This is a genomic window from Geomonas sp. Red276 (genome assembly GCF_054784495.1).
The window spans coordinates 1-22,828 of record NZ_BLXW01000056.1 but is presented as its reverse complement, the minus strand read 5'-3'; the positions used below and the strand labels follow the sequence as shown (position 1 = coordinate 22,828).

The window sequence follows — 22,828 nt, the reverse complement described above, 5'->3', positions numbered from 1 at the left end:
CAAAGAAGAGGCGGTACAGAAGGCAGTCGATCGGCTAAATAACCGCCCCCGCAAGTGTTTAGACTACCGGACGCCCGCTGAGGTCTTTGCTACTGCCCTCGCTGGTGCATTTGCAACTTGAATTGACAGGCCAAAAGTATGAACATGGAGGACGAGGCCACACGAGATGCGTTATCAGGCCTTCAAACCACTGGCTCTGATCTAACCAAACCCCTTGAGATGGATTTCTTTGTTGCTGTCCCATCAGAGATTGCAGGAAATAACGTTGCTCTCGCTGCGCAACATTTAGGATTTCGCACCAGCGTAGAACAAGACTCCGACGGCGAATGGACATGTTACTGTTCGAAGAAATTAGTGCCGTCGTATGAGGAGGTAAGGCATCTTGAAAAACAACTCGACTCCCTAGCCAGGCCATTTGGTGGATATAGTGATGGTTTTGGATCTTACGGAAACTCAACTGATTAGCTGAAGACATACTGGGTGAGGAAGTGATACTGGGTATTAATATTTGATGGCTTCAGAAGAAGTGGGGCAGTAATCCCCGAATTGTACACCACCCTTAAATCCCTAATGCCGAAATTGAAGGAGGGATGCTCAACCACAATGGGTGGAGACGGTCTCCGCAGATGGTAAAAAGCGGGAAGGAGCTTGTGTAAGTTATGCTGCTCCGCCGCTCACCCACCGCCGTTGGCTGAATCATAGGAAAAGGAAACAGAGGCTTTGATAGCAGCGGACGACAATGGAAGGCGATGGAACCGGATGTTGATAAGTGAATGACTATTCCTTACCGCCGCGAGATATTCACTTATCAACACCAGGTATGACGGAACGGCCCCGGAAGTGGAGAATTTGTAGATTACGTCTGGTGGAGACGGACTCCGCTGTGAGCGAAAGTGAGAGGTAGCCTGCAAGAGTTAAGTCGCTCCGCCGCTCACCCGCCAACCGTTGGGCAAAAATGAGGGGAGAAAAACCGGGTAGAGCGAGGTCTAATGGCGAGGCTGTGCAACCAAGCGGACTCCAAGTGCGGAACAAACTCTGCTGATCGTGTCAAAGCGTGGATGAGCTCCGGGACGTAAGGCTTTGTAGAGCGCTTCCCGAGTCAACCCCGCAGCATGTGCAATTTCGGCCATGCCGCGTGCTCGGGCGGCTACTCCTAAAGCATGGGCCAACTCTGCTGCGTCACCTTCTTCAATCACCAGGGTGATATACGCGGCAATGTCGGCTTCGCTTTTTAGGTGCATAGCAAGATCAAATTCTGGCAGGTCGGATACAACGATTTTTTTCGGCATGGGTCAATCCTCCAATCTGGCTACGCGCTCGAAGGCGATGGGACGTACATGTCAGCATTGTAGTCGAACGATTACAAAAAGGCAAGCGGTCCAAGGAAAGCGAAGATGACGGGTACGAAATGAATGATTGAAGGGAAAGCCCAACCAGCCGGTTAGCCGCCCCCCGTTGGAGGAAAATGGGAAAGAGGAGCTGAAATAGTGGCCCTTATGCCGCGTGGGAAAGTGGTTGGACTTGACCCACCTTGAGCGCCAAGGCCTTTTCAACTGTTTTGAGGTCATAACTGGTTTGTAAATTCATCCAATAGGTAGGGGTCTGATTAAATGCTTTGCCGAAGAGCAGCGCCAATTCCGCGGTGACGGGACGCGTTCCTTTGATTACATGGGAGACCCGCATGGGAGATACGCCAATAGCCTTGGCAAAAGCGTTCTGGGAGATTCGAAGGTCATCAAGGATTTCCTTTAGGAACACACCGGGATGAATGGGCGGCAGGCCATTTGTGATCGTCATAAAATCTCCCCCTCAGTGGTAGTCGGTAATTTCGACTTCGGTCGCTTCGCCGTTTGCGAAGAAGAAACATATGCGCCACTGGTCGTTGATTCTGATACTCCACTGACCTGCCCTTTTACCGGAAAGGGCTTCGAGCCGGTTTGATGGTGGCATCTGCAAATCCTCGACCTCACGTGCGCTGTCCAACTGCGTCAATCGCATGATTGCACGAGAAATGATGTCGGGAGGCAACTTCTTAGACCTACCCGTCGCAAAGAGGTTCTCGGTTTCTTTGCTGGCAAACGATGCAATCATGGACGAAACTATAAACAAAAAGTTTATGGGCGTCAAGGCGGAGGCGAGCGCCCCCCAACCGGCCGCCTGGACCGGACAAGCCGGTCAGGTTGAAGGCGTTGGCAGGAAAAACGATGGGACGGCGGGGGAGACGTTGGTAACTTAGGTAACTTATTAATGTTGGTGTCGACTGAATCCGTTAGAGAGGTGCCTTATGCCTCGTCAGGCACGGTTGGATATTCCAGGATTGATTCATCATGTGATGGCGCGCGGTATTGAAGGACGGGAGATCAATCAATGAGAATCGGAATCATAGGCGCTGGAAACATTGGCGGGACGCTTGCGCGCCACCTCGCTAAACTCGGACATCAGGTTTCGATTGCGAATTCACGAGGACCGGAAAGCCTGACCAATCTGGCGAATGAAATCGGTGCAAAGGCCGTTTCTGTTACTGAAGCCGCCAAAGCCGGAGAAATTGTGATCATTTCGATTCCCACCAAGGCCGTTGCCGACCTCCCGAAAGGGCTGTTTGCGAACGTTACATCCGATGTCGTCGTGGTCGATACCGGTAACTACCACCCGGAGCTTCGCGATGGCCACATCGAGGCGATTGATCGAGGAATGCCAGACAGCCAGTGGGTCGCGCAGCAAATCGGACGTCCCGTGATCAAAGCGTTCAATAACATCTTCGCCAAGAGCCTGCTTGAGAAGGGGAAACCGAAAGGAGCGCATGGCCGGATTGCGCTTTCTGTCTTTGGAGATTCCCTGGAAGGCAAGGCAACCGTGCTTCGTCTCGTCGACGACCTAGGTTTCGACCCGATCGATGGTGGCAATCTCGACAACTCTTGGCGGCAGCAGGCCGGGACACCCGCGTACTGTCAGGACCTTGAAGCCGGTGCACTCCGGCACGCACTTGAAGAGGTTGTTCAGGAACGAGTCCCAGAATATCGAGCTGCTGAGGAGGCTCGTATCAGAAAATATTTGGCAGCACAGAAAAGTTAACCTCAGGGTGGCAGTTGGACCGGGTATGAACAGGTTATTGATAAATGGATAACTCGAAGGGATGGCCCAACCACCGGTTAGACGCCGCCCGAAGGTGGGTCAACCGGTCACCCTGGCGTTGGACCGGTGGGCAAAGCTGGCTCATGCAGGGCGATTCGTTTTGCAGCTTTTGATGCAGATACAGGAGCAGAGATGAATAAAAAGCCCGTCGATTTTTTCACGAAAGAGGCTGCACAGCTCTACGACCAGAAAAACAGCAAGCTGTTTCCTATTTCTGACTGCGTGCATTTCCTCATGGGGCTGATTTTGAAAGATATTCCCGCTCGCTCGCGCATCCTCTGCGTGGGGGCGGGAACGGGGGCCGAAATTCTTTCCCTATCGCGTAGCTTTCCCGAGTGGAGATTCCTTGCCCTGGATCCCTCACTCGCCATGCTCGACCTGTGTCGCGAGCGTGTTGAGGCTGCCGGAGTGGCAGACCGTTGCGAATTCGTTCATGGCTACGTCCAAGACCTTCCCGACGAGGCGGTCTTTGATGCGGTTTTGAGCGTTTTTGTCGCCCACTTCGTGGCACGCGACCAACGATCAGGCTTCTATCGGCATATGACGAACCGTTTGCGAAAAGATGGCTACCTTATAGACGTCGAGATCAGTTTCGATCTGGACTCAGCCGAATTCCCGTCGATGCTCAAAAATTGGGAGGCATTGCAAACCCTGATGGGCGCAACACCGGACTCGCTAGCTTCCCTTCCGAAGCAGTTGAAAGAGATACTGACGGTCCTTCCTCCGACAGAAACGGAAGCTCTGATTCGCGAAAGCGGGCTCGGCTGCCCGGTGCGTTTCTTTCAATCCCTGATGATACACGGCTGGTACGGGAAAAAGACGCAAATTCCCGGGTGCGGCCAAACGGAGGTCACATGAGCAGCGCTGGCGGCAAGCTCCTTCCCGGCAGTTACCGGCACTACAAGGGAAACGAGTACGAGGTAATCGGCATCGCACGGCACAGCGAGACCGAAGAGGAAATGGTCGTCTACCGGAAGCTCTACGGTGACCGCTCCCTCTGGGTCAGGCCGCTGGCGATGTTCCAGGAACAGGTCGAGGTAGACGGCCGCCTGGTGCCCCGTTTCGCACCGCTCGATGACTGAAGAGATCGCTGTTTTTTGAGCGGAAGATAGCCAGTCTCACTGTGGGAGAAAGGAAATACCGTGGGTAATGTCGACACCAATATGTTCACTGAGTTGTGCCAGTTTACCATCGACCCGGTTTCGGTTCAGTTGCTGCCGCAAAAGTACTGCCTCAGGAATTTCATAGTCATCCTGGGAGAAGTCGATCATACCGCCAACTCCTCGGTAACTCTCGGGTGCCTTGACCCGAAGAATCTGGCGCTGCTCACGGAGGTATCGGAAATCCTGCAGCGCAGGATTACCCCTGTGCAGCTTAACGACTACGAGATCGTCAAGGCCCTAAACATCGGTCACGGCACGGGGCAAAATGGCGCCTGTGACAGGCTGATCCTCAAGCCGGTCAATGAACTGTCGTTCTCGCCGGCCCTTTCTGCCGTACAGATGCTGAACGAGATTCTTGGGAAGGCCTTGGAGTGCGGCGCGACGGATATCCACTTCGAGACCTACGAGGATGATGTGGACGTGCGCATCAGGGTAGATGGGATGCTCAGAAGCCTGACGACGGCGCTCGATAATGACAACATCAACACCATGGTGTCCCGCATCAAGATCCTCGCTGGACTCGACATCGCCGAGCGCCGCCGCGCCCAGGACGGGCGCATCGCCGCCCTGTACGAGGTAGAGGGAAAGAAACGCAACGTCGATTTCAGGGTGTCAGTCGTCCCGGGCCCCTTTGGGGAGGACGTGGTCATGCGCGTCCTTGACAGCTCCAATCCGCTGATCGACCTGGAGAAACTGGGCTTTACCAGGGATGTCATGATCCAGTTCGAGCAGATTGCCGCCAATCCCGAAGGACTCATCCTGGTGGCCGGCCCCACCGGGAGCGGCAAGACGACGACACTTTACTCCGCGCTTCAGAGGATCAACACTCCCGAAAACAAGATCCTGACCGTTGAGGACCCTGTCGAGTACAGCTTCGCAAAGATCAATCAGAAGCAGATCACTGCGTCCATGGACTTTGCTGAGTATGCGCGCTCCTTCATGCGCCATGACCCCGACATCATACTGATCGGTGAAATACGGGATGAGGAGACCGCCGCCGCGGCGATGCGTGCGGCACAGACAGGGCATCTCGTGCTCAGCACGCTGCACACCAACGACGCCGTGCGCACCGTTTCCAGGCTCATGACCTTGGGCATCGATGCCGGCCTCATCTCGAGCTCTCTTTTGGGTGCGCTTTCGCAGCGACTGGTGCGAAAGCTGTGCGAAAAGTGCAAAACGGAGACCGTGCCCACGGAACGGGAGCGTGAGCTATTCAATCTCTCCGCCGACGACCGGCGGTATTTCACCGCACCAGGTTGCGAAGCCTGCAGCGGCTCGGGATTAAAAGGAAGGACGGGGATACATGAACTCTTCATCCCCGATGACGAGATAGCGGACATGATATCAGCCGAGCAGTCAGTGCACATCATCCGGCGGCGCGCGATAGAGAAAGGTATGCGCTCATTGCTCAATGACGCACTCACTAAGGCACGCCAGGGCATCATTCCGCTCTCCGAGATCATGCGCGTAGTACCCTACCGGATCATCACGGCGGAACGGGACCGAATCGAACCGACCGGCAAGGAGTGGCGAGATGAAGAAGCACATCTTCAATGACCCGGTTTCGATGCCAGGCTCTTCTCAGCCGCCAGAGGATATTTATGCGAGCGCCGAGCCTCTTGCCGGCACACCGGGCGACGCCTATGTGCTTCACCGTGGCATCGAGGCCGGTATCGCCGCAGCCTTCGGCGTCAGATATCACGACGACTTCGGCGGGCGCCCGGCCGTACTCGTTCCCCTGCATGACCGGGATGGTAATCTCACCTCTGTGCACGGCCGCTACCTGAGCACCACCAGGCTTCAGGACAAGATGTTCACCGTCGGCAGGCCCGGTGGCGTCATCTCGCTGCCTGACTCATGGAGGGCGGATCCCCTGATCGTGGTGGAGGGACTCTTTGACGCTTTGTCGTTGGCGGCCTCAGGATGGAACTCGGTGGCGACCATAGGCCGTCACGTCCCCTGGCTGACCGAGGCCAGCCGCGACAGGGTCGTCTGGGCAGCCTTCGATGCGGGGCGCCCCGGGGAGGCCAACGCGCAGTCTTACCAAAGGCAGCTATTCGCGGCGGAGGTGCGGCGGTTGCCGCCTCCTCCCCGGTGCAAGGATTGGAACACCGCCCTCGTGAAGCGCGGAAGGGAAGCGGTCTCGAAGTGGGTCACGAAACAACTGGCGGCTGCGGAGGCAATGGGATGAGTGAAATCTACATCAGCACCGACGTCGAGGTCGACGGCCCCATTCCGGGACCGTTCTCCATGCTGAGTTTCGCCTCGGCAGCCTTTCTCCCCGACAAGACCATGGTCGGGACCTTCTCTGCCAACCTGGAAACCTTGCCGGGGGCTTCCGCGCATCCCGACACCGTGAAGTGGTGGGGAGCCCACCAGGAGGCCTGGGAGAAGTGCCGGCAGGATTTGCGGGATCCCGGCGAGGCGATGGCAGATTACGTCGCCTGGGTGGAACGATTGCCGGGGAAGCCCGTCTTTGTCGGCTATCCCGCCGCTTTCGATTTCATGTTCATGTACTGGTACCTGATCCGATTCGTGGGGCACAGCCCGTTCAGCTTCGCGGCGCTGGATATCAAGACCCTCGCCATGGCGTTGCTGCGCACCGAATTCCGCAAGGCCGCCAAGAAGAACATGCCCAAGAGGTGGTTCGATGCGGCCCCCCATTCCCACGTCGCACTCGACGACGCCATCGAGCAGGGGCTGCTTTTTTGCAATATGCTGGCGGAAATGAAAAGGTGAGGCGGGGGTCGCTGCCGCCGGCCGTCTGTTTCCGCGTCTCCCGTCACTGCAACGCCCGTTGCCGCTTTTGCCTTGCGCCCCCCGACGGCATCACGGTCGGCGAAGAGACCTTGAAGGCTCGCCTGGATTGGCTATTCTCAGGCGGGGTGAGATCGATCCATTTCTGTGGTGGCGAACCCACTCTTCATCCAGCGCTGCCGGGATTGTTGCGGCACGTGGCCGGAAGCGGCGCCAAGAGCCGGGTGACCACCAACGGCATCGAGGTTTCAGACGATGTGGTCGCCGCGTTGCGGGAATCCGGCAGCCACGTCAAGATGAGCCTCCACGGCGACCGCAACCACCATAACGACCTGGTCGGGTGCGACGGTTTCGACAGGACCGTGGCCAACCTGCGGATGCTGCAGGAGGCAAAAGTGGCGGTCTCGGTACAGACCACGCTGGTGTCGGGAGGGGGATGGGGGCTTGATTGGGCGATCGATTTCTGCCTTCGACAAAAGCTGAGGCGGCTCAGTTTTCTTCCCTTTGTCGCACGGGGAAGAGGAGCGGCTCTACGAGATCAATTGGCACTTTCGAGCAGCGAGCGCGCCGTTTTCTTGAATCACGTGAAGCAGGCGAGACGCAAGCTGTCGAATCGTCTGGACGTGAGGTGGCTGGACATGAGGGCGAGCCGGCTCTGTGTTGTTGATGTAGATGGCAGCGTCATCATTGAAAGAGGCAGCGAGGCCCTCGATCTCCATCTGAGGACCGCAGGCCCCCACGACGTTCCCCGTTGATCTAGCCACTCCCCCGCGCCCGATCAGTACCAAGTTCGGCAATGGGGGCGGTGGTTATCGAACTAACGAAGCTGCATTTGCGGCCCTGATGGTAAATGGAGAAGATGATGGGTATTCCAGTAAAGCGTTTTTGTCATGGCGCCGTACTCTTTGCGCTGAGTTTTTTGCTGGCGCCCGCAGCATACTCGGGGACGGCGGCCGAGGTGTCGGTAAACAACTTTCCCGCGCTGCAGCAGGTAAGAGGTGCGGTCACCGTAGAGGGGACGACCAGGACCTACAAGCTGGAGGGACTGCTTGTTACGCCGGGGGCAAGAAATGAGCTCAACGAACTGCTCCATGCGGGAAAGGTCGACACCGACGGCTTCACGTCGGTAACACTCTCCCTGCAAGGAGAGGTCAAAAGCACCACCTTTTTGTCGGGAAATGTCGGGATCATCCTGATTCCCGACGAGGAGCCGGTGCTCAGGGTTTTGAAGGAGGCGAAACTAGTCCAGTTTCCCGTCGAGATCGCCTGCAGCGTGAGAAGCGGCGAATCCGAGTACTTCAGTTGCGCAATGCCCGCCCTGAACCTCGGCTTTCCACGCTATCGCGTCTACTTCTACAACACCCTCAACAAACCCGCCGAGGTCAACGCCTACCTCTACCTGAAAAAATAAGCGCCCTGCCACCCGCTTTTTGAAGAGTCTGCGGGCTTGGCAAGAACCGTTCTGGTGTCGCAATAGCGTACATCAGGCCGGCTCGTCAGCATCGAGCGTCTGTAACAGCTCTTCCGCCGTGGCGAACCTGGTCACCCGTCCGTTTTTCACATCCTCCAGCGCCATCCGCACACGCGCCAGATATGCCTCGTTTGCCTCGGGAAGGATGCTAGAATCCCGGTACCCCGGTCGGCACCTGGTCCCAGTAGGTGACCGCGCCGTTATGCCACTTGACGATCTGGACGCTCTCGTCCTGGGAGACGACGATGGCAATGGCGTCGTGGAGCTGCTGGCAGAGCCGGTAGGCCGCCCGGTGCCGGGTCCCCACCCCTTCGCTCAAGACCTGCTCGGTCCGGGTCCCCTCGGTGTCCAGCGCATGGGTCACCATCCCCACGCTGTCGAGGTCCCCCGAGATGACTCCGCCAAACCCCAATAGCTCCTGCCTCTTGGTGATCACCACCGCCCCGTCCACCGCCGAGAGCGCCGCGATGAAGTGCGCCACGTCGAAGATCGCCTCGTCCAGGAGCGCGATAGAGTCGTCCTTGCTGGTCACGTACTCCTGCCATCCCACCACCTTCTGGGGCTCGTCCGGGTCGCCGTAGATCTCCGCCAGCTTGTTCATCACACGCAGGGTGAGAGTCCTGAACCGCTGGCGCGACTCGTATTCGAGGAACTGGTATTTGATGGTCATGAACCGGTTCTCCCGCTGGATCTCCTCCGTCATCTCCGGCGGGAGGTAGACCAGGAGCCCACCGTGGTGGGAATTCCTGATCACGCTGATGATCCGGCGGATGGCCTGCTGGCCGACGTAAAGGCCGAAATCGGGGTCGAGGTTGGCCCAGACGGTATCGGCGCGGGCGTGGGCGGCCCGGTGCAGCGCCCAGGTCTCGGCGTGCACCACGGCGAGGGAATCAGCGATCCAGCGCGAGTTGAAGACGTCCACCATCGGACAGTTGATCTGGCCGCCGTTCAAGGAGGCCACGATTTCGGAGCCGATGCAGACCGAGAGCTGGCCGGCCCCGGTCACGTAGATCACCAGGGAAAAGGGGAGCGGCGGGGAGGTCTTGCGCCCTCCGTAGACGTTGTGCATCCAGCGGGTACCCGAATGGAGAAGCCCCCAGATCTGCGCCCCGTCCACCGGATCGATGGAGATCCCGATCAGGGTGCGGTAGAAGTCGGCGGCCGGGGCCAACCGGTAGAGCTCGTATTCGTTGAAGGGGCGGGAGCGGGAGAAGACCAGCCGGTGGATCCCGGTCGGGGGACCGTCCTCGGCGTCGAAGAGGTTCGCATCCCTGATGATGAGGCGGAACATGACCGGGCGCTCCTCTTCCCTCAAAAGGCTCGCCTGGTAGCAGGTGGAAAGCACCCGCTCGAGCACGGCCGGGTCCGGCATCGTGAAGGAACAGGTCCCGCCGGGGCAGAAACGATCCAGAAAGGCCGGATCTTCCAGCTTCTCGGTAATGAAGGCCACCAGTTCCTTTGGGTAGGCGTGCCCGAACTGCCCCTGGCACCCATGATTTCTGCTGCTTGCTCTCATCCAGCCACTCCTGTCGTCGATGCGCGTGGACACAAGTCGTTGCAAAGATTATAGCAGGTCTTCCGAAGCTCAAGATAGCCGTAGCAAGCGACGCCGTCCCTCACTCCACCCCCAAGGATTCCCCTCGTTACCCTCGTTACCCTCGTTACCCTCGTTACCCTCGTTACCCTCGTTACCCTCGCTACCCTCACTCCCCTCGCCCCTTCCTTCCCCCAAAGCCCCTCCCCTCCCCGTTCCCCCCGAAGCCCCGCCCCGCGGGCCCTGGAGAAGATTGCCCGCCGGGCCTAAGCACGCTTTACACCCGCCAGTGATTTTGTTAAGATGACGCCGCTTTTTTCTCCCCCCTAAAAGGTTTGCAAATGTCCGAAATGACGCCGATGATGCGGCAGTACCTGGAAATCAAGGCCGACTACCCCGACGCCATCCTCTTCTTCAGGCTCGGTGACTTCTACGAGATGTTCCTGGAGGACGCCGTCAAGGCCTCCCGCATTCTGGGCATTACTCTCACCTCCCGCAACAAGAACTCCGACGGCGAAGACGTCCCCCTTTGCGGGGTTCCCTTCCACTCCTGCGCCCCCTACATCGCCAAGCTGGTCGAGGCGGGGGAAAAGGTGGCCATCTGCGAGCAGACCGAGGACCCCAAGCTCGCCAAGGGTATCGTCAAGCGCGAGGTGGTCAAGGTCGTCACCCCCGGCCTGGTGGTGGAGGACGCCTCCCTCTCCCCCAAGGAGAACAACTACCTCTTGGCGGTCGCCTGCGAGGGGGAGCGCTACGGGATCGCCTACCTCGATCTCTCCACCGGCGAATTCCGGGTCACCGAACTGAACGGGCTCACCGCGGTCCTGGCCGAGGCGGCCTGCGTGGCGCCGCGGGAGGTCATCCTCCCCTCCCGCTTCCGGGACGAGCCGAAGGGAAAGGGGCTCACCCAGCTCGGCATCGACCGCACCCTCACCTACTTCGAGGAGTGGGTCTACGATGCCGACTACGCGAAGCGGCTGATGGCCAACCAGTTCAAGGGGGCCACCCCCGCCTCGCTGGGGCTCGACGCCCTGCCGGTGGCGGTGATCGCCGCCGGGGCCGCCCTCCATTACCTCCTGGAGACCCAGAAGGGGAGCGCGCCGCACCTGACCGGGATCACCCCCTACTCCGACAGCGAACACCTCCTCTTGGACGAGAACACCCGGCGCAACCTGGAGCTGACCGCCACCATCTCGGAAGGAAAGCGGCGCGGGTCGCTTCTGGGGCTCATGGACCGCACGGTCACCGCCATGGGGGGAAGAAAACTCAGGCAGTGGATCAACTACCCCCTGATGGACCTCGGTAAGATCGTCCAGCGCCAGGACGCCGTGGAGGAACTCCTTCAGGCCCCAGGGGTCCGCTCCGAACTGCGGGAGCTTTTGGACGGGGTGTACGACCTCGAGCGCCTCAACTGCCGGATCAGCCTCGCCTCCGCCTCGGCCAAGGACCTGGCCGCTCTCAAGGTGTCGCTGGAGCGGATCCCGGCCATCAAGGAGAGGATCGCGGAATTCGCCGCCCCCCTTCTCAAAGAGCTCGACGCCGCCACCGATCCCCTTCCCGAGATCTGCGAGCTGATCGGCCGGGCCATCGTGGAGAACCCGCCCTTCGTCCTTCGCGAGGGGGGAATCATCGCCGACGGCTACCACGAGGAGCTGGACGAGCTGCGGGCGATCAGCCGCGAGGGGAAAGGGTTCATCGCCCGGCTGGAGGCCAAGGAGAAGGCGCGCACCGGCATAGGCTCGCTGAAGATCCGCTACAACAAGGTCTTCGGCTACTACATCGAGATCACCAAGGCCAACGTCGGCCAGGTCCCAGAGGACTACCTCCGGCGCCAGACCCTCACCAACGCCGAGCGCTACATCACCCCGGAGCTCAAGGAGTACGAGGAGAAGGTGCTGGGGGCCGAGGAACGGATCCGGGAGCTCGAGTTCGCCCTCTTCCAGGAGGTGCGCGAGAAGGCGGCCGCCCAGGGTGAGCGTCTATCCCGCACCGCCGACCGTTTGGCCACCCTCGACGTCCTGGTGTCGCTCTCCGAAATCGCCCACGACCGCCGTTACTGCCGCCCGGAGATGCACGAGGGGAGCGAGCTCTCCATTACCGAGGGGAGGCACCCGGTCATCGAGGAGATCCACTCCTCCGAGCGCTTCGTCCCCAACGACACGCTGCTCGACAACGCCGAGAACCAGCTGATCATCATCACCGGCCCCAACATGGCCGGCAAGTCCACCTTCATGCGGCAGGTGGCGCTCGTGACGCTCATGGCGCAGATGGGGAGCTTCGTCCCGGCCGACCGGGCGCGCATCCCGCTGGTGGACCGGATCTTCACCAGGGTGGGGGCCTCCGACAACCTCGCCAAGGGGCTCTCGACCTTCATGGTGGAGATGATGGAGTCGGCCGCCATCCTTAGAAACGCCACGCCGAAGAGCCTGGTGATCCTGGACGAGATCGGGCGCGGGACCTCCACCTTCGACGGGGTCTCCATCGCCTGGGCGGTGGCCGAGTTCCTGCACGACAACAAGCTGCACGCGGCCAAGACCCTATTCGCCACCCACTACCACGAGCTGACCGAGCTGGCGGTGACCCGCCCCGGGATCAAGAACTTCAACATCGCGGTGAGGGAGTGGAACGAGCGGATCATCTTCCTCAGGAAGATCGTCCCCGGCGGCGCCTCCCACTCCTACGGGATCCAGGTCGCCCGGCTGGCCGGCCTTCCCCAGCCGGTCATCGAGCGGGCCAAGGAGATCCTTCTCAACCTGGAGAAGGGGGAGTACGGCGAGGGGGGGCTGCCGAGGCTCGCCCGCGGGAAGAAGGCGCCCGCCCAGTCGCCGCAGCTGTCGCTCTTCGCCTCCAACGAGGAGCCGCTCAGGGAGAGGCTTAAAAACGTAGATGTCCACACCCTGACCCCTCTGGAGGCGCTCAACCTGGTGGACGAGCTGAAGAGGATGATCGAATAAGTACCCCCCAAGACCCGGCCAGCGTCTGCTGCCCCGATGGCAAGAACGGCCGATCGTCCCCACCTTTGGCAAAGGGTGGACAGGGGGGGGTGCTTTTAGAAGTCGCATCGAAACCGGGAACAGCCGAAGAAGCGTGACCCGAAGCGGGCAAACGGAAGGCGAGCAATGAACAGAAGGGACTTTTTGAAATACCTGGGGCTCTCCGCCCCGGCCCAGCAGTGGCTCTACTACGAGCTCCTCGCCCTCCAGGGGTCGCTCCTGATCGACCCGCTGGTGGCCTTGGCCCAGGGAGAGCCTGTCGGGGTGAGCGAGCTCCGGCACTGGTCGACCCCGAGCTACACCCGCGTCTCGCTGACGCTGGACCGCGAGGCCCACTTCGAGCCGCACCGGATCCCGGGCAAACTCTACATCGACATCACCGGCGCGAAGCTCAACCGCGGCGTGAAGGATCTCTCGATAGGCGACGGGCTTTTGAAGAGCGTCCGCATCGCCCAGTACCGGCCGGGAATCGTCCGCCTGGTGCTCGACCTCGACAGCATCAAGGAGTACAAGGTCTTCACCTTCTCCGACCCCTTCCGGATCATCGTGGACGTGATGGGGGAGCGCAAAGAGGAGATCTCCTCCACCAAGGAGGTGATCGAGACCAAGAAGCCCGAGCCCGCTCCGGCCGAGCCGCAGAAACCGGCCCAGCCCTTCAAGCCCGGCAAGATCAGGCGGATCGTGGTCGATCCCGGCCATGGCGGTCACGACCCCGGCGCCATGAGCCCGACCGGCACCCGCGAGAAGGACATCGTACTGCAGATCGGCCTCAAGCTTGCCGACCGGATCCGGATGGCGGGACTCGAGCCGGTCATGACCCGCTCCACCGACGAGTTCATCGAGCTCCAGGAGCGGACCGCCATCGCCAACAAGGTGGGCGCCGACCTCTTCGTCTCCGTCCACGCCAACGCATCCCTCAACCGCTCGGCCTGCGGGATCGAGACCTATTACCTCAACCTCGCCAAGACCGAGAAGGTGGCCGAACTGGCCGCCAAGGAGAACGGCACCACCCTGGAAAAGGTGAGCCTGCTGCAGGCCGTCCTCTTCGACCTGATGGCCAACTACAAGCTGAACGACTCCGCCCACCTGGCCAACGAAGTGCAGAAGGCCCTGGTCCGCAAGGCCCAGGCCGGCTACCCGAGCGTCAAGAACCTCGGCGTCAAGCAGGGCCCCTTCTACGTGCTGGTCGGGGCCAGCATGCCGAGCATCCTGGTGGAGACCGCCTTCGTCAGCAACGACCGCGACGAGCAGAAGCTGAAGGATCCGCAGTACCAGGAGCTGACCGCCACCGGCATCTTCAACGGCATCAAGGGTTACATCGGCTCATTGAAGAGCTGAGTTAAGCTGGGCGGCAGGGGAACGAGATCCCCCGCCTCCCCTCCCCTCCCCTTCACGTCCCCTCCCTCGTAGGGTGGGCACCCCGTGCCCACGCGGTTAATCAAAGACAATGGTGGGCAGGGGCTGCCCACCCTACGAAGCTACAAAACTTCAACGGGGCTGCCCCCAGGTCCCCTCCCCTTCAAGGGGAGGGACAGGGTGAGGATGGGGTTCCCCCACCGAATAAAAAAGGCCGGGCTTTTCAGCCCGGCCTTTTATCATTTCACCTTGTGGGGAAAGACTACTGTCCCGCCGCCACCGTCGACCCGATCGACTCCACCGCGAAATCGACCGCATCCTTGGGAACGTTGGGGATGGCGACCACGAAGGGGATCGACTTGCCCGGTTTGACCCCCATGTTGGAGAGGGAGTCACCGAACTGGTTGTTCATGGCGGCGTCCAGCTTGACCATGGGGAGCGATTCGAGCTGCTCCTTGGAGAGCTTGTTGCCGCAGAAGGCGGTCTTCTGCGCAACTACCGCACCCTTGGAGTCGAAGACCGACACCTTCACCCGGATGGAGGCCCGCGGTTTCTTGAAGTTGTTGACCGCGTCACCGTTCACGACGAAGAGCTCACCGGCCTCCTTGTTGGCGACAAAGGAAGCGAGCGGTTTGTTGATGACGATGCGCCCTTCCTCGGGGGCCTCCACGCCGAACCACTTCCCGACGAAGCCGAGACCGACCTTGTCGAGTTTCTGCAGCGCGGCGGGGCCGCTTTGCAGCAGGTAGAGCCCGGCCCCGGTAAGGGCGAGGATGACCAGCACGGCAACGGTCACCACACTGGCGGTGAACCATGAGCGTCCCTTGCGGCGGGAGGTGATGGAAAGGGGCGGCAGCTCCTCCCCACCCTCTTCGGCGGCGGGAGCGGCAATGCCAGCCGACGGCTTGGCGCCGAAGGAGAAGTCCAGGGAGCTTTTGCCAAACGGCTTGGTGGCCTCCTGCGGGGCCGGCTCCTCAGCGGCGATGCCGGCAAAGGAAGGCTCCGGTGCAGCAGCGGGAGCGGGACCCTTGTCTTCGGCAGGAAGCGACAGCGAGCCGATACCGAAGAATTCTTCCTTGGCCGGAGCAGGCTCCTCCGGTGCCTTGGGGGCCTCGGGTTCCGGGGTCGAGAAGGAGAGCGAGCCGAACTCCTCGGTCGGCGCCGGGGAGGGGGCCTCGCCCAGCGGCGGGGGCTCTTCCCCGAAACTGAACTCCCCGAACTCGAGCGGAGCCTCCGGGGAAACGACCGCGGACGCAGGCTGGGCAGTGGCGGGCTGGGAAGCGGGAGGCACGAGCTCCTCGCCGAAGGAGAATTCGCCGAAAGGCTGTTCGGCAGCCGCCTCCTTGGACGCCGCCAGAGGCTCCTCGGAGAACTCGAACTCGCCGAATTCGGGACCGCCGGCGGCCGGGGTGATCGGGGCGACCGAGGCCTCGGGATTGATGGTGAAGTCCTCGAACTCGAACCCCTCGTCGGAGGGAGCCGGGGCGGCGGGAGCGCCCTGCTGGGGGGGGGGTTCGCCGGCGGCAGGCTCCTCGGGGAAGGCGAATTCGCCGAACTCAAGGGAAGGAGCAGCCGCGGGCGCCTCTTCCAGGGAAGGGGGTTCCTCGGAGGGAGCGAAATCGAAATCCTCGAACTCGGAAGGAGCGGCGGGAGCCTGGGAGGGCTCGGCGGCAGGCTCGGAAGCGGCGTCGAAATCGAACTCCCCGAATTCGGCAGAAGCAGCAGGAGCCTTGGGGGGCTCGGGGGCCGGCTCGGTGGAAGCGGCGAAGTCGAAGTCCTCGAATTCGGCCGGAGCGGCGGAAGCCTTGGGGGGCTCGGGGGCCGGCTCAGTGGAAGCGGCGAAGTCGAAATACTCAAACTCCCCTTGGGGAGCGGGCGCCTCGGGAGCCTTGGGTGCCTCGGCAGCCGGCTCGGCGGTGAAATCGAAGGAGGCGAGGTCGCTGAAATCGGTGGCCGGTGCGGAGGGCGCCGGCTGCGGGGGCTCGGGAGCCGGGGGGGCCTGGGGAGCCGCCTGCGGCTCGAAACCGAAGCCTTCCTCCTCGGGGGCGGACGGTTTGGGCGGGGTGGGAGCCCCGAGCCCGGAGAGCAGGGCGTCGAAATCCGACTCCTCCTGGCGGGTCTCGGCCTCGGCGCCGGCCACGAAGACGTGGCGGCACTTGGAACACCGTACCTTGACGCCACCGGGTTTTAGCTTGGAATCGTCAAGCCGGAACTTGGTATGACACTGATCGCATTCGAGTATCATCAAATCTCTCCGTCGTCATCTTGGATCATCTGGTAAATTGCCGGCAGCTCACGCATCCGTTCGTCGAGATCGAGACCGTAACCGACCAGGAACCCGCCCTGGCAGTGGAAGCCGACGAAGTCGGCGGTCACCTCGGCTTGCCGCCTCTCCATCTTGTCGATCAGCGTGCAGACCCTGAGGGAGCCCGCCCCCCGCTGTTTCAGGAGATCCAGGAGGTAGACGAGCGTCAGGCCGGTATCGACGATATCCTCGACCACCAGCACGTCCTTGCCGGCCACCTCGAACTCCAGGTCCTTGGTCAGCCGGACCGTGCCGCACGACTCGGTGCCTGCGTAGCTTGAAAGCTTGACGAGATCCATGCGGACCGGTACCGTGAGCAGGCGCAGGAGGTCGGCGGCGAAGAAAAGGGCGCCCTTCAACACGACGATCACCAGCAGTTCGCGGCCGTCGTACGAGGCGTTGATCTCCTTGGCAAGCCGTGCGATCTCAGTTTGTATCCGCTCGGGGGAATAAAGAAGTTGCAGGGGATATCCCTGGTTCATCCGGTGTGGTTGATCCATTAATATTCTCCAGCGTTTTCTATAGCAGAACCACTATGGAGTGTCAATTCATTCTGGTTGCGCCTTACCTTTTGTGGTATAAATATCAGGTCCATAGCGAACTTTGAGAGGAAACCGATCATGAAAACCACCTTAACCGCCATCTCTCTGTTGGCCCTCCTTCTCACCGCCGTAACCGCGCTGGCCGCACCCGAGGTCACCGTCGAACAGGGCAAATACAACTTCGGCACCATCACCCAGGGGAAGAAGGTACAGCACAACTTCACCATCAAGAATACGGGCGACGCACCGTTGCAGATCCGGCAGTTGACCGCCTCCTGCGGCTGCACCGCAGCGAAACCCTCCTCCTCGACCATCGCCCCCGGCAAGACCGGCCAGATCCAGGTGACCTTCGACTCCGCCAACTTCTCCGGCCGGGTTGAAAAGAGCGTCACCATGACCACCAACGCCGGCAGGACACCTAGCTACATCTTCTATCTGGACGGAATGATCGAGGAGCAGTTGCAGGTAGTCCCGCGCCAGTTGGCCTTTGCCCCGGCCACCGCGGGGGTCACCAAGATGGGAACCATCACCGTGAGCAACAAAAGCGGCGCCACCGTCAAGCTCCTTTCGGTGAAAGTTAACTCGACCTCCATGCAGATCAAGCCGGAAATAAGAAAGAGCGAGCTGAAGCCGGGCGAAACCGGCACCATCGAGGTGGCCGTAACCCCCAGGGCCGAGGCCAAAGTCTGGAGTGGCTATCTCCACATCATGACCACCTTCCCGCAGCGCAAAGAAATCACCGTCCCGGTCTACGCCTCCCCCCCCAGGTAGGCGATTTCCCCTCGCCCTTCAGGGTGAGTGTTGCCGAAGGCCTCATTCAATATACCCTCGCCCCTTCAGGGGAGGGTGGCCGAAGGCCGGGTGAGGGAGGTTTTGCCGGCATTCCCCCCTCACCCTAACCCTCTCCCCCGATGGGGGCGAGGGGAGAGATTGAAACAGGGGAGAGGGTGGCCGAAGGCCGGGTGAGGGAGGTTTTTAAACTCCCCCGAATCCGCCTCAAGCCCCAGCCGACACGAACCGGCCGTCCCGGCGCTTATTTTTTCGCAATTAACTCTTGAGTTGGTCCCCGAATTGGTGTAGATAAATAGATCTTTCCCGGGCGGGTAGCTCAGTTGGATAGAGTACTGGCCTCCGAAGCCAGGGGTCATGGGTTCGAATCCCATCTCGCCCACCATTTTTAAAGATATTGATAGGTTAGCTCCACAAAACGACGTTGACAACATTCTGTCAACATTTTGAGGGCTAACCTATGCGTGTTCATACCAGAAAACGCGGCTCCATGTACCACTATGTCTGCCGCGTCCCTCGCGACCTGCAACACCTCTTCCCCACCGTTCAAATTACCCAAAGCCTCAAGACCACTGACGAGCGTGCCGCGAGGATCGCCGCCACTGCGGCAGAGTACCGAACACAGCAACTCTTCCTTCAACTGAGGACCGGCATGTTACCGAAAGACCTGGAGAAACACCTGATCGCGAACTTCCTGAGTAAAGGCCTGGATAACCTTGAGGCTATAGCTGTCGGGCGACCAAATGGAATTGAAAGGGACATCGAAAAGGCCGGGCTTGAAATATCGCGACAGGTGGGACACACCCCAGAAGAGGCTAAAAACGCACTGGCGACGGTCTACGCCGCCTCCGCTGATTTGTTCCGACGAGACTTGCAGACCGGGGACACGGGAGCAGTAGAGCCACAAATGGCTGACCTTGCAACCTTCCTCAAAGAGCATCACGGCGTCACCCTCTCCCCGACTGATAAAAAATCGCTTTCCAAGAAGTACCTCAATGCGGCCAAGCAACTTGATGAGGCGATGAGTGCCCTTTATCGTGGTGAATGGTCACCGATGGAACTTCTGAGGGAAAAGGTCGAGCGTGACTTGGCAACACCCTACTTCGACCTGAAGACGGTGCTGGAGAGGTATCAAGACAAATACCATGCCGATAAGGCACACCTTGCCGAGGGCAGCAAAAAGGATATGGAGGTGGAGTGCCGGACCTTACTGGAGATTTTCGGCAATGTGAGTATCAACGATTTCAACACGTTGGAGTCGGTCACTAAGCTTAAGCAAATTTTGCGGAAGTATCCGAAAAATCGAATTCAACGTTTCGGATCAAAGTCGATACATGCCATCCTCAAGGAACGGCAGCTTTATGAGGTCATCAACCCGAAGACTGCGAACAACTACCTTGATCGCGCCCGTCAGGTTGTGGACTTCGCCAATAGAAGCGAGTTCATCAATAAGGCAAATGTCTACGTGGGTGAACGTTTCAACACGAACAACGCCGCAGAGGAAGATCGGGCAGCTTACGACGCGCACGACATTAGGCGACTGATCGACGCCATCTGCACACAGCCCCTGTGGATCAAGAACCCACCCCACCCGGAGAGATTCTGGCTAATCCTGATTGCCCTCTTCCATGGTTTCCGACTCGGCAACATAATAGCGCTGACAAAGGAAGACATTTGCCAGACAGATAAGGGCACTTGGATATTCCGCCTGAGAGCAGGTAAGACTACTGCCACTGTAAGGCCGGTCGCGATCTGCGATTCCCTGCTGCTGTTAGGCTTCCTGGAATGGGTCGAGAAGCTACCACGCAAAAAGCTGTTCCAGGACAGTTCCCGGAGCTTCAGTGCATGGTACAACCGAAACGAGGTCCAGAAGAACGGGAAGCCAAGTCTAGGCTTCGAGCCGAAGTATGTCACCACTGATAAGGGAAAGTGCCTCTACTCGTTGCGTCACAGTTTCGCGGGCAACGTGTTCGACGTGACCGAAGACTACAAGATTACCTCGGACATGATGGGGCATAGCGCCGGGAAGCACGTGACGGCGCGGTACATCAAACGGACGAAAGCCGAAACCCTAAAAGAGATAACCGAGAAGATGCAAATGGGGCACATCGACCTGGACCGTTTGGAGGCCAGGGCGCGGGAGTTGTTCGGGGTCAACAAGGCGTCTTGACCGCCCGCCACTTAGGGTATGTAGGGTCAGAATTTTACCCTTTGCGGCGAAACGAAACGTTTTTACGGAGAGGAACACCGGGCCACTTTTAATTCTTGATTCCAAAATTTACCTTTCGCGGGTCGGGGCAAGGGTTTAGCGCCGTGCCTCATTGATTTTATTTCAACGACCACCCCCACCTCTAGCGGATTAGGCTAGGGGTCGGCAGCAATAAGAAGGGCCGCCCCGCCGGGAGTGGCCCTTTCGTTTACACTGGTATCTCGACTAGTGGAGCCGTATCTCCTTCCCGGTGTCCTCAACTGCCGACCGTGTGTAAAAACGGTGTACCGCTGGACCACGTTTTTAATACACATTTTTTATGTGTAATAACGGTGGGTATTTTATTTTGTTGACATTTTACCCAAAAGGTCTTAGAGTGTTTTTACACACTTTGACGGTCTAGGAGGGGAACATGGGAAGGGTTATCGGATACAAGCGGGTAAGCAGCCTGGAGCAGAACCTGGAGAGGCAACTGGAGGGCGTTGATCTTGATGTTGAGTTCCTGGAGAAGAAAAGCGGGAAGGACAGGGAGCGGCCAGAACTACAGAACATGCTCAAAACAGCCTGGAAAGGTGACCACATCATGGTTCACTCAATCGACCGGCTCGCAAGGAACATGGTTGACTTGCTGGGCATAGTGAAGGAACTGGTTGGCCGTGGTGCAAAGATCACCTTCGTGAAGGAAGGTCTGACCTTCACCGGTGATGAGAACGACATCTTCAAGAACCTCATGCTCAAGATGCTGGGCGCCTTTGCCGAGTTTGAGCGCGACCTGAGCAAGTCCCGGCAGCGGGAAGGGATCGAGCTGAAGAAGGCAGCAGGCGGCTACAAGGGCAAGGGCCGCAAGAAGTCGATCACTCCGGAGATGATCGCAGAGATGAAGGCCAGGGTTGAGGCAGGCGAGAAGAAAACCAAGATCGCCGCTGACCTGGGAATCAGCAGGGAGTCGATCTACAAGCTGCTGAAGGGGTAATTGCAGGCAACGCCTGAGCCAAAAACGAAAATGGCCCTCAATCCAGAGGGCCATTTTCGTTTCCTTCAGCCGCGAAAGGTAGAATTCAGAGCGTATATACGCACCTACAGACACCCTATAATCGCCGCCTCGAACTTCGATCCCATGTAGAAGTCCTGGCCGAACCGCAGCTCACTCCCGCCCGCGCCAGGTTCGATCCCCACGGTCGCCTCAGGTCCGAACCCGCCCGTCACGCTCAGGATGTAGCCCTTCTCAGTCATGACCGTGTTCAACTCACAATCGCGAACACGCATCCAGGCAGTACTGATGCACCGTATCAGTGGCTCCGGAGTCTTCGCGCTCTTAAACACCTTCGCGTCAGGACTGTCCAGGTGGCCCCTGGCACTCACCGCGCACCCCGCCAGCAGCCCCACCATTCCCAGGATCATAACCCGTCGTATCATATCCCCTCCATTACATTAGAGTGCATTTCAAGATCATGTAGCAGTGCGGGCAAGCAAAGTCAACACTCATTAGTTATGGTGCATCGTTAAGCGTCTCGAAAAACTATTTTTGATAATCATTATCATTTTTATCTTGACTCCAAATCCGCATGTGTGGTATAATACCACCGCCGTTCTCGGCGGAATGTTTATATACATAGATAGGGTATAGCAGCCCTGAACGAACTAAGGCCCGATGGGAGATCCCCACCGGGCCTTATCATTTCCTTCGATCTCCACCAGCTACCTGGACAGGGAACATCCGTCACAGAGTCCCACCTGGATCGACAGCACCTGATCCGCTGGTAGCTCCATGATTGCCTCCACCACGTGCTCCGGTAAGTTCTCCAGCCTCGACCGACAGCCCCCACAAACCTTCACCCCATCGACCATCCCCCCCCCCCTCCTGGAACTGAGATGGCGCACCGTTCAGAAGTATGGTCAAATGCCTGCATCATGGTTAGATCAATCACATGTTAATGGTGTAGATCTACGGGGTGTCCCTTCAGAAAACGGAATTTATAGCACGTTAAGAGGAGGACCTCCCGAATCTCACCTTTGCTCCATAAGTTAAAATTCGGAAACCCTCTATCCTTGCTTTTTCTGCCAAATGCGTTACAAATATTGTGTTTACTTTAATAAAAAAGCTCAAAAATGAGCGTGAGGGGGGAATGATGTTGACGCGACGCATGCTTATAATTGCCGTTCTCATAAGTTACCTTGCCCTACAAGGATGTGGCAGCACAAATGCAGACTCCCAATCCATAGTTCAGGCTCAGGTTACTGCCGCCGCACAAGTTGTTCACAACTACAACCTTCATGTCCAGGGTGATCCCACGATTTCACAGGTGGCTCTACCCCAACAGCTGACTGATGCAAACTGGGGGTTAAAGCAGCAAAGGTGCCAGGACGCGGGTTTTAATCTGCAACCGTACGCAGGTCAAACCGTTTCTTTGCTCCAGTACACGTTGACCGATTCATATCCCCAAGGGTGTCAACCGCCAAGGTTATTTGCCACCCCCGTCGCCAACGTTATTTTCCAGTTTAACGGTCAGCGGGAGTTCCTGAGTTAAGTCGTCGTGGTCTTCTGAGGGCGGCCTCTTCTTCGGTATGACTCCCCCT

Annotated in this window: 21 protein-coding genes, 1 tRNA gene and 1 pseudogene; 16 read left to right on the top strand and 7 right to left on the bottom strand. The window is 59.1% G+C overall.

The window, feature by feature from the left end:
• Together ACYVL5_RS22555 and ACYVL5_RS22550 are read left to right on the top strand one after the other, a co-directional pair.
• Positions 1-121: pseudogene (locus tag ACYVL5_RS22555) on the top strand (IS30 family transposase); the annotation flags it as partial.
• A gap of 17 nt (positions 122-138) precedes the next feature.
• On the top strand, positions 139-465 hold the full coding sequence (locus tag ACYVL5_RS22550) for a ribonuclease E inhibitor RraB (protein WP_460597812.1): 327 nt from the start codon (positions 139-141) through the stop codon (positions 463-465).
• Between the two features lie 521 nt (positions 466-986).
• On the opposite strand, the gene ACYVL5_RS22545 is transcribed toward ACYVL5_RS22550, so the two are convergent.
• From ACYVL5_RS22545 to ACYVL5_RS22535, 3 genes are all read right to left on the bottom strand, one after another.
• Positions 987-1,289, bottom strand: a complete 303-nt coding sequence (locus ACYVL5_RS22545) for a helix-turn-helix domain-containing transcriptional regulator (RefSeq protein ID WP_460597811.1) — start codon at positions 1,287-1,289, stop codon at positions 987-989.
• A 205-nt stretch (positions 1,290-1,494) separates the two neighbouring features.
• Entirely contained in the window at positions 1,495-1,797 is a 303-nt protein-coding gene (locus tag ACYVL5_RS22540) for a helix-turn-helix transcriptional regulator (protein ID WP_460597810.1), read from the bottom strand.
• Positions 1,798-1,809: 12 nt separating this feature from the next.
• On the bottom strand, positions 1,810-2,091 hold the full coding sequence (locus ACYVL5_RS22535) for a type II toxin-antitoxin system RelE/ParE family toxin (protein WP_460597813.1): 282 nt from the start codon (positions 2,089-2,091) through the stop codon (positions 1,810-1,812).
• A gap of 276 nt (positions 2,092-2,367) precedes the next feature.
• On the opposite strand from ACYVL5_RS22535, the gene ACYVL5_RS22530 reads away from it, so the two are divergent.
• The 8 genes from ACYVL5_RS22530 (at position 2,368) to ACYVL5_RS22495 (ending at position 8,463) form a co-directional block, all read left to right on the top strand.
• Positions 2,368-3,072 (top strand): NADPH-dependent F420 reductase, encoded by a 705-nt coding sequence (locus ACYVL5_RS22530; RefSeq protein ID WP_460597809.1) that lies wholly within the window; start codon positions 2,368-2,370, stop codon positions 3,070-3,072.
• A gap of 192 nt (positions 3,073-3,264) precedes the next feature.
• Positions 3,265-3,990, top strand: coding sequence for a class I SAM-dependent methyltransferase (locus ACYVL5_RS22525; protein WP_460597808.1), 726 nt, complete (start codon positions 3,265-3,267; stop codon positions 3,988-3,990).
• On the top strand, positions 3,987-4,214 hold the full coding sequence (locus ACYVL5_RS22520; RefSeq protein ID WP_460597807.1) for a DUF1653 domain-containing protein: 228 nt from the start codon (positions 3,987-3,989) through the stop codon (positions 4,212-4,214). The genes ACYVL5_RS22525 and ACYVL5_RS22520 overlap by 4 nt, the downstream gene beginning before the upstream one ends.
• Positions 4,215-4,274: 60 nt before the next feature.
• Positions 4,275-5,852 carry a GspE/PulE family protein gene (locus tag ACYVL5_RS22515; RefSeq protein WP_460597806.1) on the top strand — a complete coding sequence of 526 codons (1,578 nt, stop codon included), beginning with the start codon at positions 4,275-4,277 and terminating at the stop codon, positions 5,850-5,852.
• Positions 5,830-6,486 carry a DUF7146 domain-containing protein gene (locus ACYVL5_RS22510; protein WP_460597805.1) on the top strand — a complete coding sequence of 219 codons (657 nt, stop codon included), beginning with the start codon at positions 5,830-5,832 and terminating at the stop codon, positions 6,484-6,486. The genes ACYVL5_RS22515 and ACYVL5_RS22510 overlap by 23 nt, the downstream gene beginning before the upstream one ends.
• Positions 6,483-7,034 (top strand): 3'-5' exonuclease family protein, encoded by a 552-nt coding sequence (locus ACYVL5_RS22505; protein ID WP_460597804.1) that lies wholly within the window; start codon positions 6,483-6,485, stop codon positions 7,032-7,034. The genes ACYVL5_RS22510 and ACYVL5_RS22505 overlap by 4 nt, the downstream gene beginning before the upstream one ends.
• Complete coding sequence (locus tag ACYVL5_RS22500; protein ID WP_460597803.1) at positions 7,031-7,807, top strand: radical SAM protein; 777 nt, start codon at positions 7,031-7,033, stop codon at positions 7,805-7,807. The genes ACYVL5_RS22505 and ACYVL5_RS22500 overlap by 4 nt, the downstream gene beginning before the upstream one ends.
• 107 nt (positions 7,808-7,914) lie before the next feature.
• Positions 7,915-8,463: a hypothetical protein gene (locus ACYVL5_RS22495; protein WP_460597802.1), complete on the top strand. Its 549-nt coding sequence runs from the start codon at positions 7,915-7,917 to the stop codon at positions 8,461-8,463.
• 208 nt (positions 8,464-8,671) lie between these two features.
• Here the strand turns inward: ACYVL5_RS22495 and ACYVL5_RS22490 are convergent, their stop codons facing one another.
• A complete protein-coding gene (locus ACYVL5_RS22490) occupies positions 8,672-10,039 on the bottom strand; it encodes a putative sensor domain DACNV-containing protein (RefSeq protein ID WP_460597801.1) in 1,368 nt (455 codons plus the stop codon).
• Positions 10,040-10,398: 359 nt separating this feature from the next.
• Here ACYVL5_RS22490 and mutS point away from each other — a divergent pair, with 359 nt between their 5' ends.
• Together mutS and ACYVL5_RS22480 are read left to right on the top strand one after the other, a co-directional pair.
• Positions 10,399-13,011 (top strand): DNA mismatch repair protein MutS, encoded by a 2,613-nt coding sequence (gene mutS / locus ACYVL5_RS22485; RefSeq protein WP_460597800.1) that lies wholly within the window; start codon positions 10,399-10,401, stop codon positions 13,009-13,011.
• Between the two features lie 165 nt (positions 13,012-13,176).
• Positions 13,177-14,388 carry an N-acetylmuramoyl-L-alanine amidase gene (locus ACYVL5_RS22480; RefSeq protein WP_460597799.1) on the top strand — a complete coding sequence of 404 codons (1,212 nt, stop codon included), beginning with the start codon at positions 13,177-13,179 and terminating at the stop codon, positions 14,386-14,388.
• A gap of 280 nt (positions 14,389-14,668) precedes the next feature.
• Here ACYVL5_RS22480 and ACYVL5_RS22475 read toward each other — a convergent pair whose 3' ends face one another.
• Positions 14,669-16,651, bottom strand: coding sequence for a DUF3426 domain-containing protein (locus ACYVL5_RS22475; protein WP_460597798.1), 1,983 nt, complete (start codon positions 16,649-16,651; stop codon positions 14,669-14,671).
• The gene (gene hpt / locus ACYVL5_RS22470) at positions 16,651-17,211 is read right to left on the bottom strand and encodes a phosphoribosyltransferase (RefSeq protein WP_460597797.1); all 561 of its coding nucleotides are present in this window, start codon (positions 17,209-17,211) and stop codon (positions 16,651-16,653) included. The genes ACYVL5_RS22475 and hpt overlap by 1 nt, the downstream gene beginning before the upstream one ends.
• 120 nt (positions 17,212-17,331) lie before the next feature.
• On the opposite strand from hpt, the gene ACYVL5_RS22465 reads away from it, so the two are divergent.
• From ACYVL5_RS22465 to ACYVL5_RS22450, 4 genes are all read left to right on the top strand, one after another.
• Entirely contained in the window at positions 17,332-18,024 is a 693-nt protein-coding gene (locus ACYVL5_RS22465) for a DUF1573 domain-containing protein (protein WP_460597796.1), read from the top strand.
• Between the two features lie 326 nt (positions 18,025-18,350).
• Positions 18,351-18,427: transfer RNA gene (locus tag ACYVL5_RS22460), tRNA-Arg, on the top strand.
• A gap of 75 nt (positions 18,428-18,502) precedes the next feature.
• Positions 18,503-20,212 (top strand): DUF6538 domain-containing protein, encoded by a 1,710-nt coding sequence (locus ACYVL5_RS22455; protein WP_460597795.1) that lies wholly within the window; start codon positions 18,503-18,505, stop codon positions 20,210-20,212.
• A gap of 451 nt (positions 20,213-20,663) precedes the next feature.
• Positions 20,664-21,224, top strand: a complete 561-nt coding sequence (locus ACYVL5_RS22450; RefSeq protein ID WP_460597794.1) for a recombinase family protein — start codon at positions 20,664-20,666, stop codon at positions 21,222-21,224.
• Between the two features lie 104 nt (positions 21,225-21,328).
• Here the strand turns inward: ACYVL5_RS22450 and ACYVL5_RS22445 are convergent, their stop codons facing one another.
• On the bottom strand, positions 21,329-21,667 hold the full coding sequence (locus tag ACYVL5_RS22445) for a hypothetical protein (RefSeq protein ID WP_460597793.1): 339 nt from the start codon (positions 21,665-21,667) through the stop codon (positions 21,329-21,331).
• Positions 21,668-22,828 lie beyond the last annotated feature (1,161 nt).

Excerpts from the sequence above, each read along its gene's own strand:
- ACYVL5_RS22550 (WP_460597812.1), top strand. The coding sequence starts at position 139 with ATGAACATGGAGGACGAGGCCACACGAGATGCGTTATCAGGCCTTCAA.
- ACYVL5_RS22545 (WP_460597811.1), bottom strand. The coding sequence starts at position 1,289 with ATGCCGAAAAAAATCGTTGTATCCGACCTGCCAGAATTTGATCTTGCT.
- ACYVL5_RS22540 (WP_460597810.1), bottom strand. The coding sequence starts at position 1,797 with ATGACGATCACAAATGGCCTGCCGCCCATTCATCCCGGTGTGTTCCTA.
- ACYVL5_RS22535 (WP_460597813.1), bottom strand. The coding sequence starts at position 2,091 with ATGATTGCATCGTTTGCCAGCAAAGAAACCGAGAACCTCTTTGCGACG.
- ACYVL5_RS22530 (WP_460597809.1), top strand. The coding sequence starts at position 2,368 with ATGAGAATCGGAATCATAGGCGCTGGAAACATTGGCGGGACGCTTGCG.
- ACYVL5_RS22525 (WP_460597808.1), top strand. The coding sequence starts at position 3,265 with ATGAATAAAAAGCCCGTCGATTTTTTCACGAAAGAGGCTGCACAGCTC.
- ACYVL5_RS22520 (WP_460597807.1), top strand. The coding sequence starts at position 3,987 with ATGAGCAGCGCTGGCGGCAAGCTCCTTCCCGGCAGTTACCGGCACTAC.
- ACYVL5_RS22510 (WP_460597805.1), top strand. The coding sequence starts at position 5,830 with ATGAAGAAGCACATCTTCAATGACCCGGTTTCGATGCCAGGCTCTTCT.
- ACYVL5_RS22505 (WP_460597804.1), top strand. The coding sequence starts at position 6,483 with ATGAGTGAAATCTACATCAGCACCGACGTCGAGGTCGACGGCCCCATT.
- ACYVL5_RS22495 (WP_460597802.1), top strand. The coding sequence starts at position 7,915 with ATGGGTATTCCAGTAAAGCGTTTTTGTCATGGCGCCGTACTCTTTGCG.
- ACYVL5_RS22490 (WP_460597801.1), bottom strand. The coding sequence starts at position 10,039 with ATGAGAGCAAGCAGCAGAAATCATGGGTGCCAGGGGCAGTTCGGGCAC.
- mutS (WP_460597800.1), top strand. The coding sequence starts at position 10,399 with ATGTCCGAAATGACGCCGATGATGCGGCAGTACCTGGAAATCAAGGCC.
- ACYVL5_RS22480 (WP_460597799.1), top strand. The coding sequence starts at position 13,177 with ATGAACAGAAGGGACTTTTTGAAATACCTGGGGCTCTCCGCCCCGGCC.
- ACYVL5_RS22475 (WP_460597798.1), bottom strand. The coding sequence starts at position 16,651 with ATGATACTCGAATGCGATCAGTGTCATACCAAGTTCCGGCTTGACGAT.
- hpt (WP_460597797.1), bottom strand. The coding sequence starts at position 17,211 with ATGGATCAACCACACCGGATGAACCAGGGATATCCCCTGCAACTTCTT.
- ACYVL5_RS22465 (WP_460597796.1), top strand. The coding sequence starts at position 17,332 with ATGAAAACCACCTTAACCGCCATCTCTCTGTTGGCCCTCCTTCTCACC.
- ACYVL5_RS22455 (WP_460597795.1), top strand. The coding sequence starts at position 18,503 with ATGCGTGTTCATACCAGAAAACGCGGCTCCATGTACCACTATGTCTGC.
- ACYVL5_RS22450 (WP_460597794.1), top strand. The coding sequence starts at position 20,664 with ATGGGAAGGGTTATCGGATACAAGCGGGTAAGCAGCCTGGAGCAGAAC.
- ACYVL5_RS22445 (WP_460597793.1), bottom strand. The coding sequence starts at position 21,667 with ATGATACGACGGGTTATGATCCTGGGAATGGTGGGGCTGCTGGCGGGG.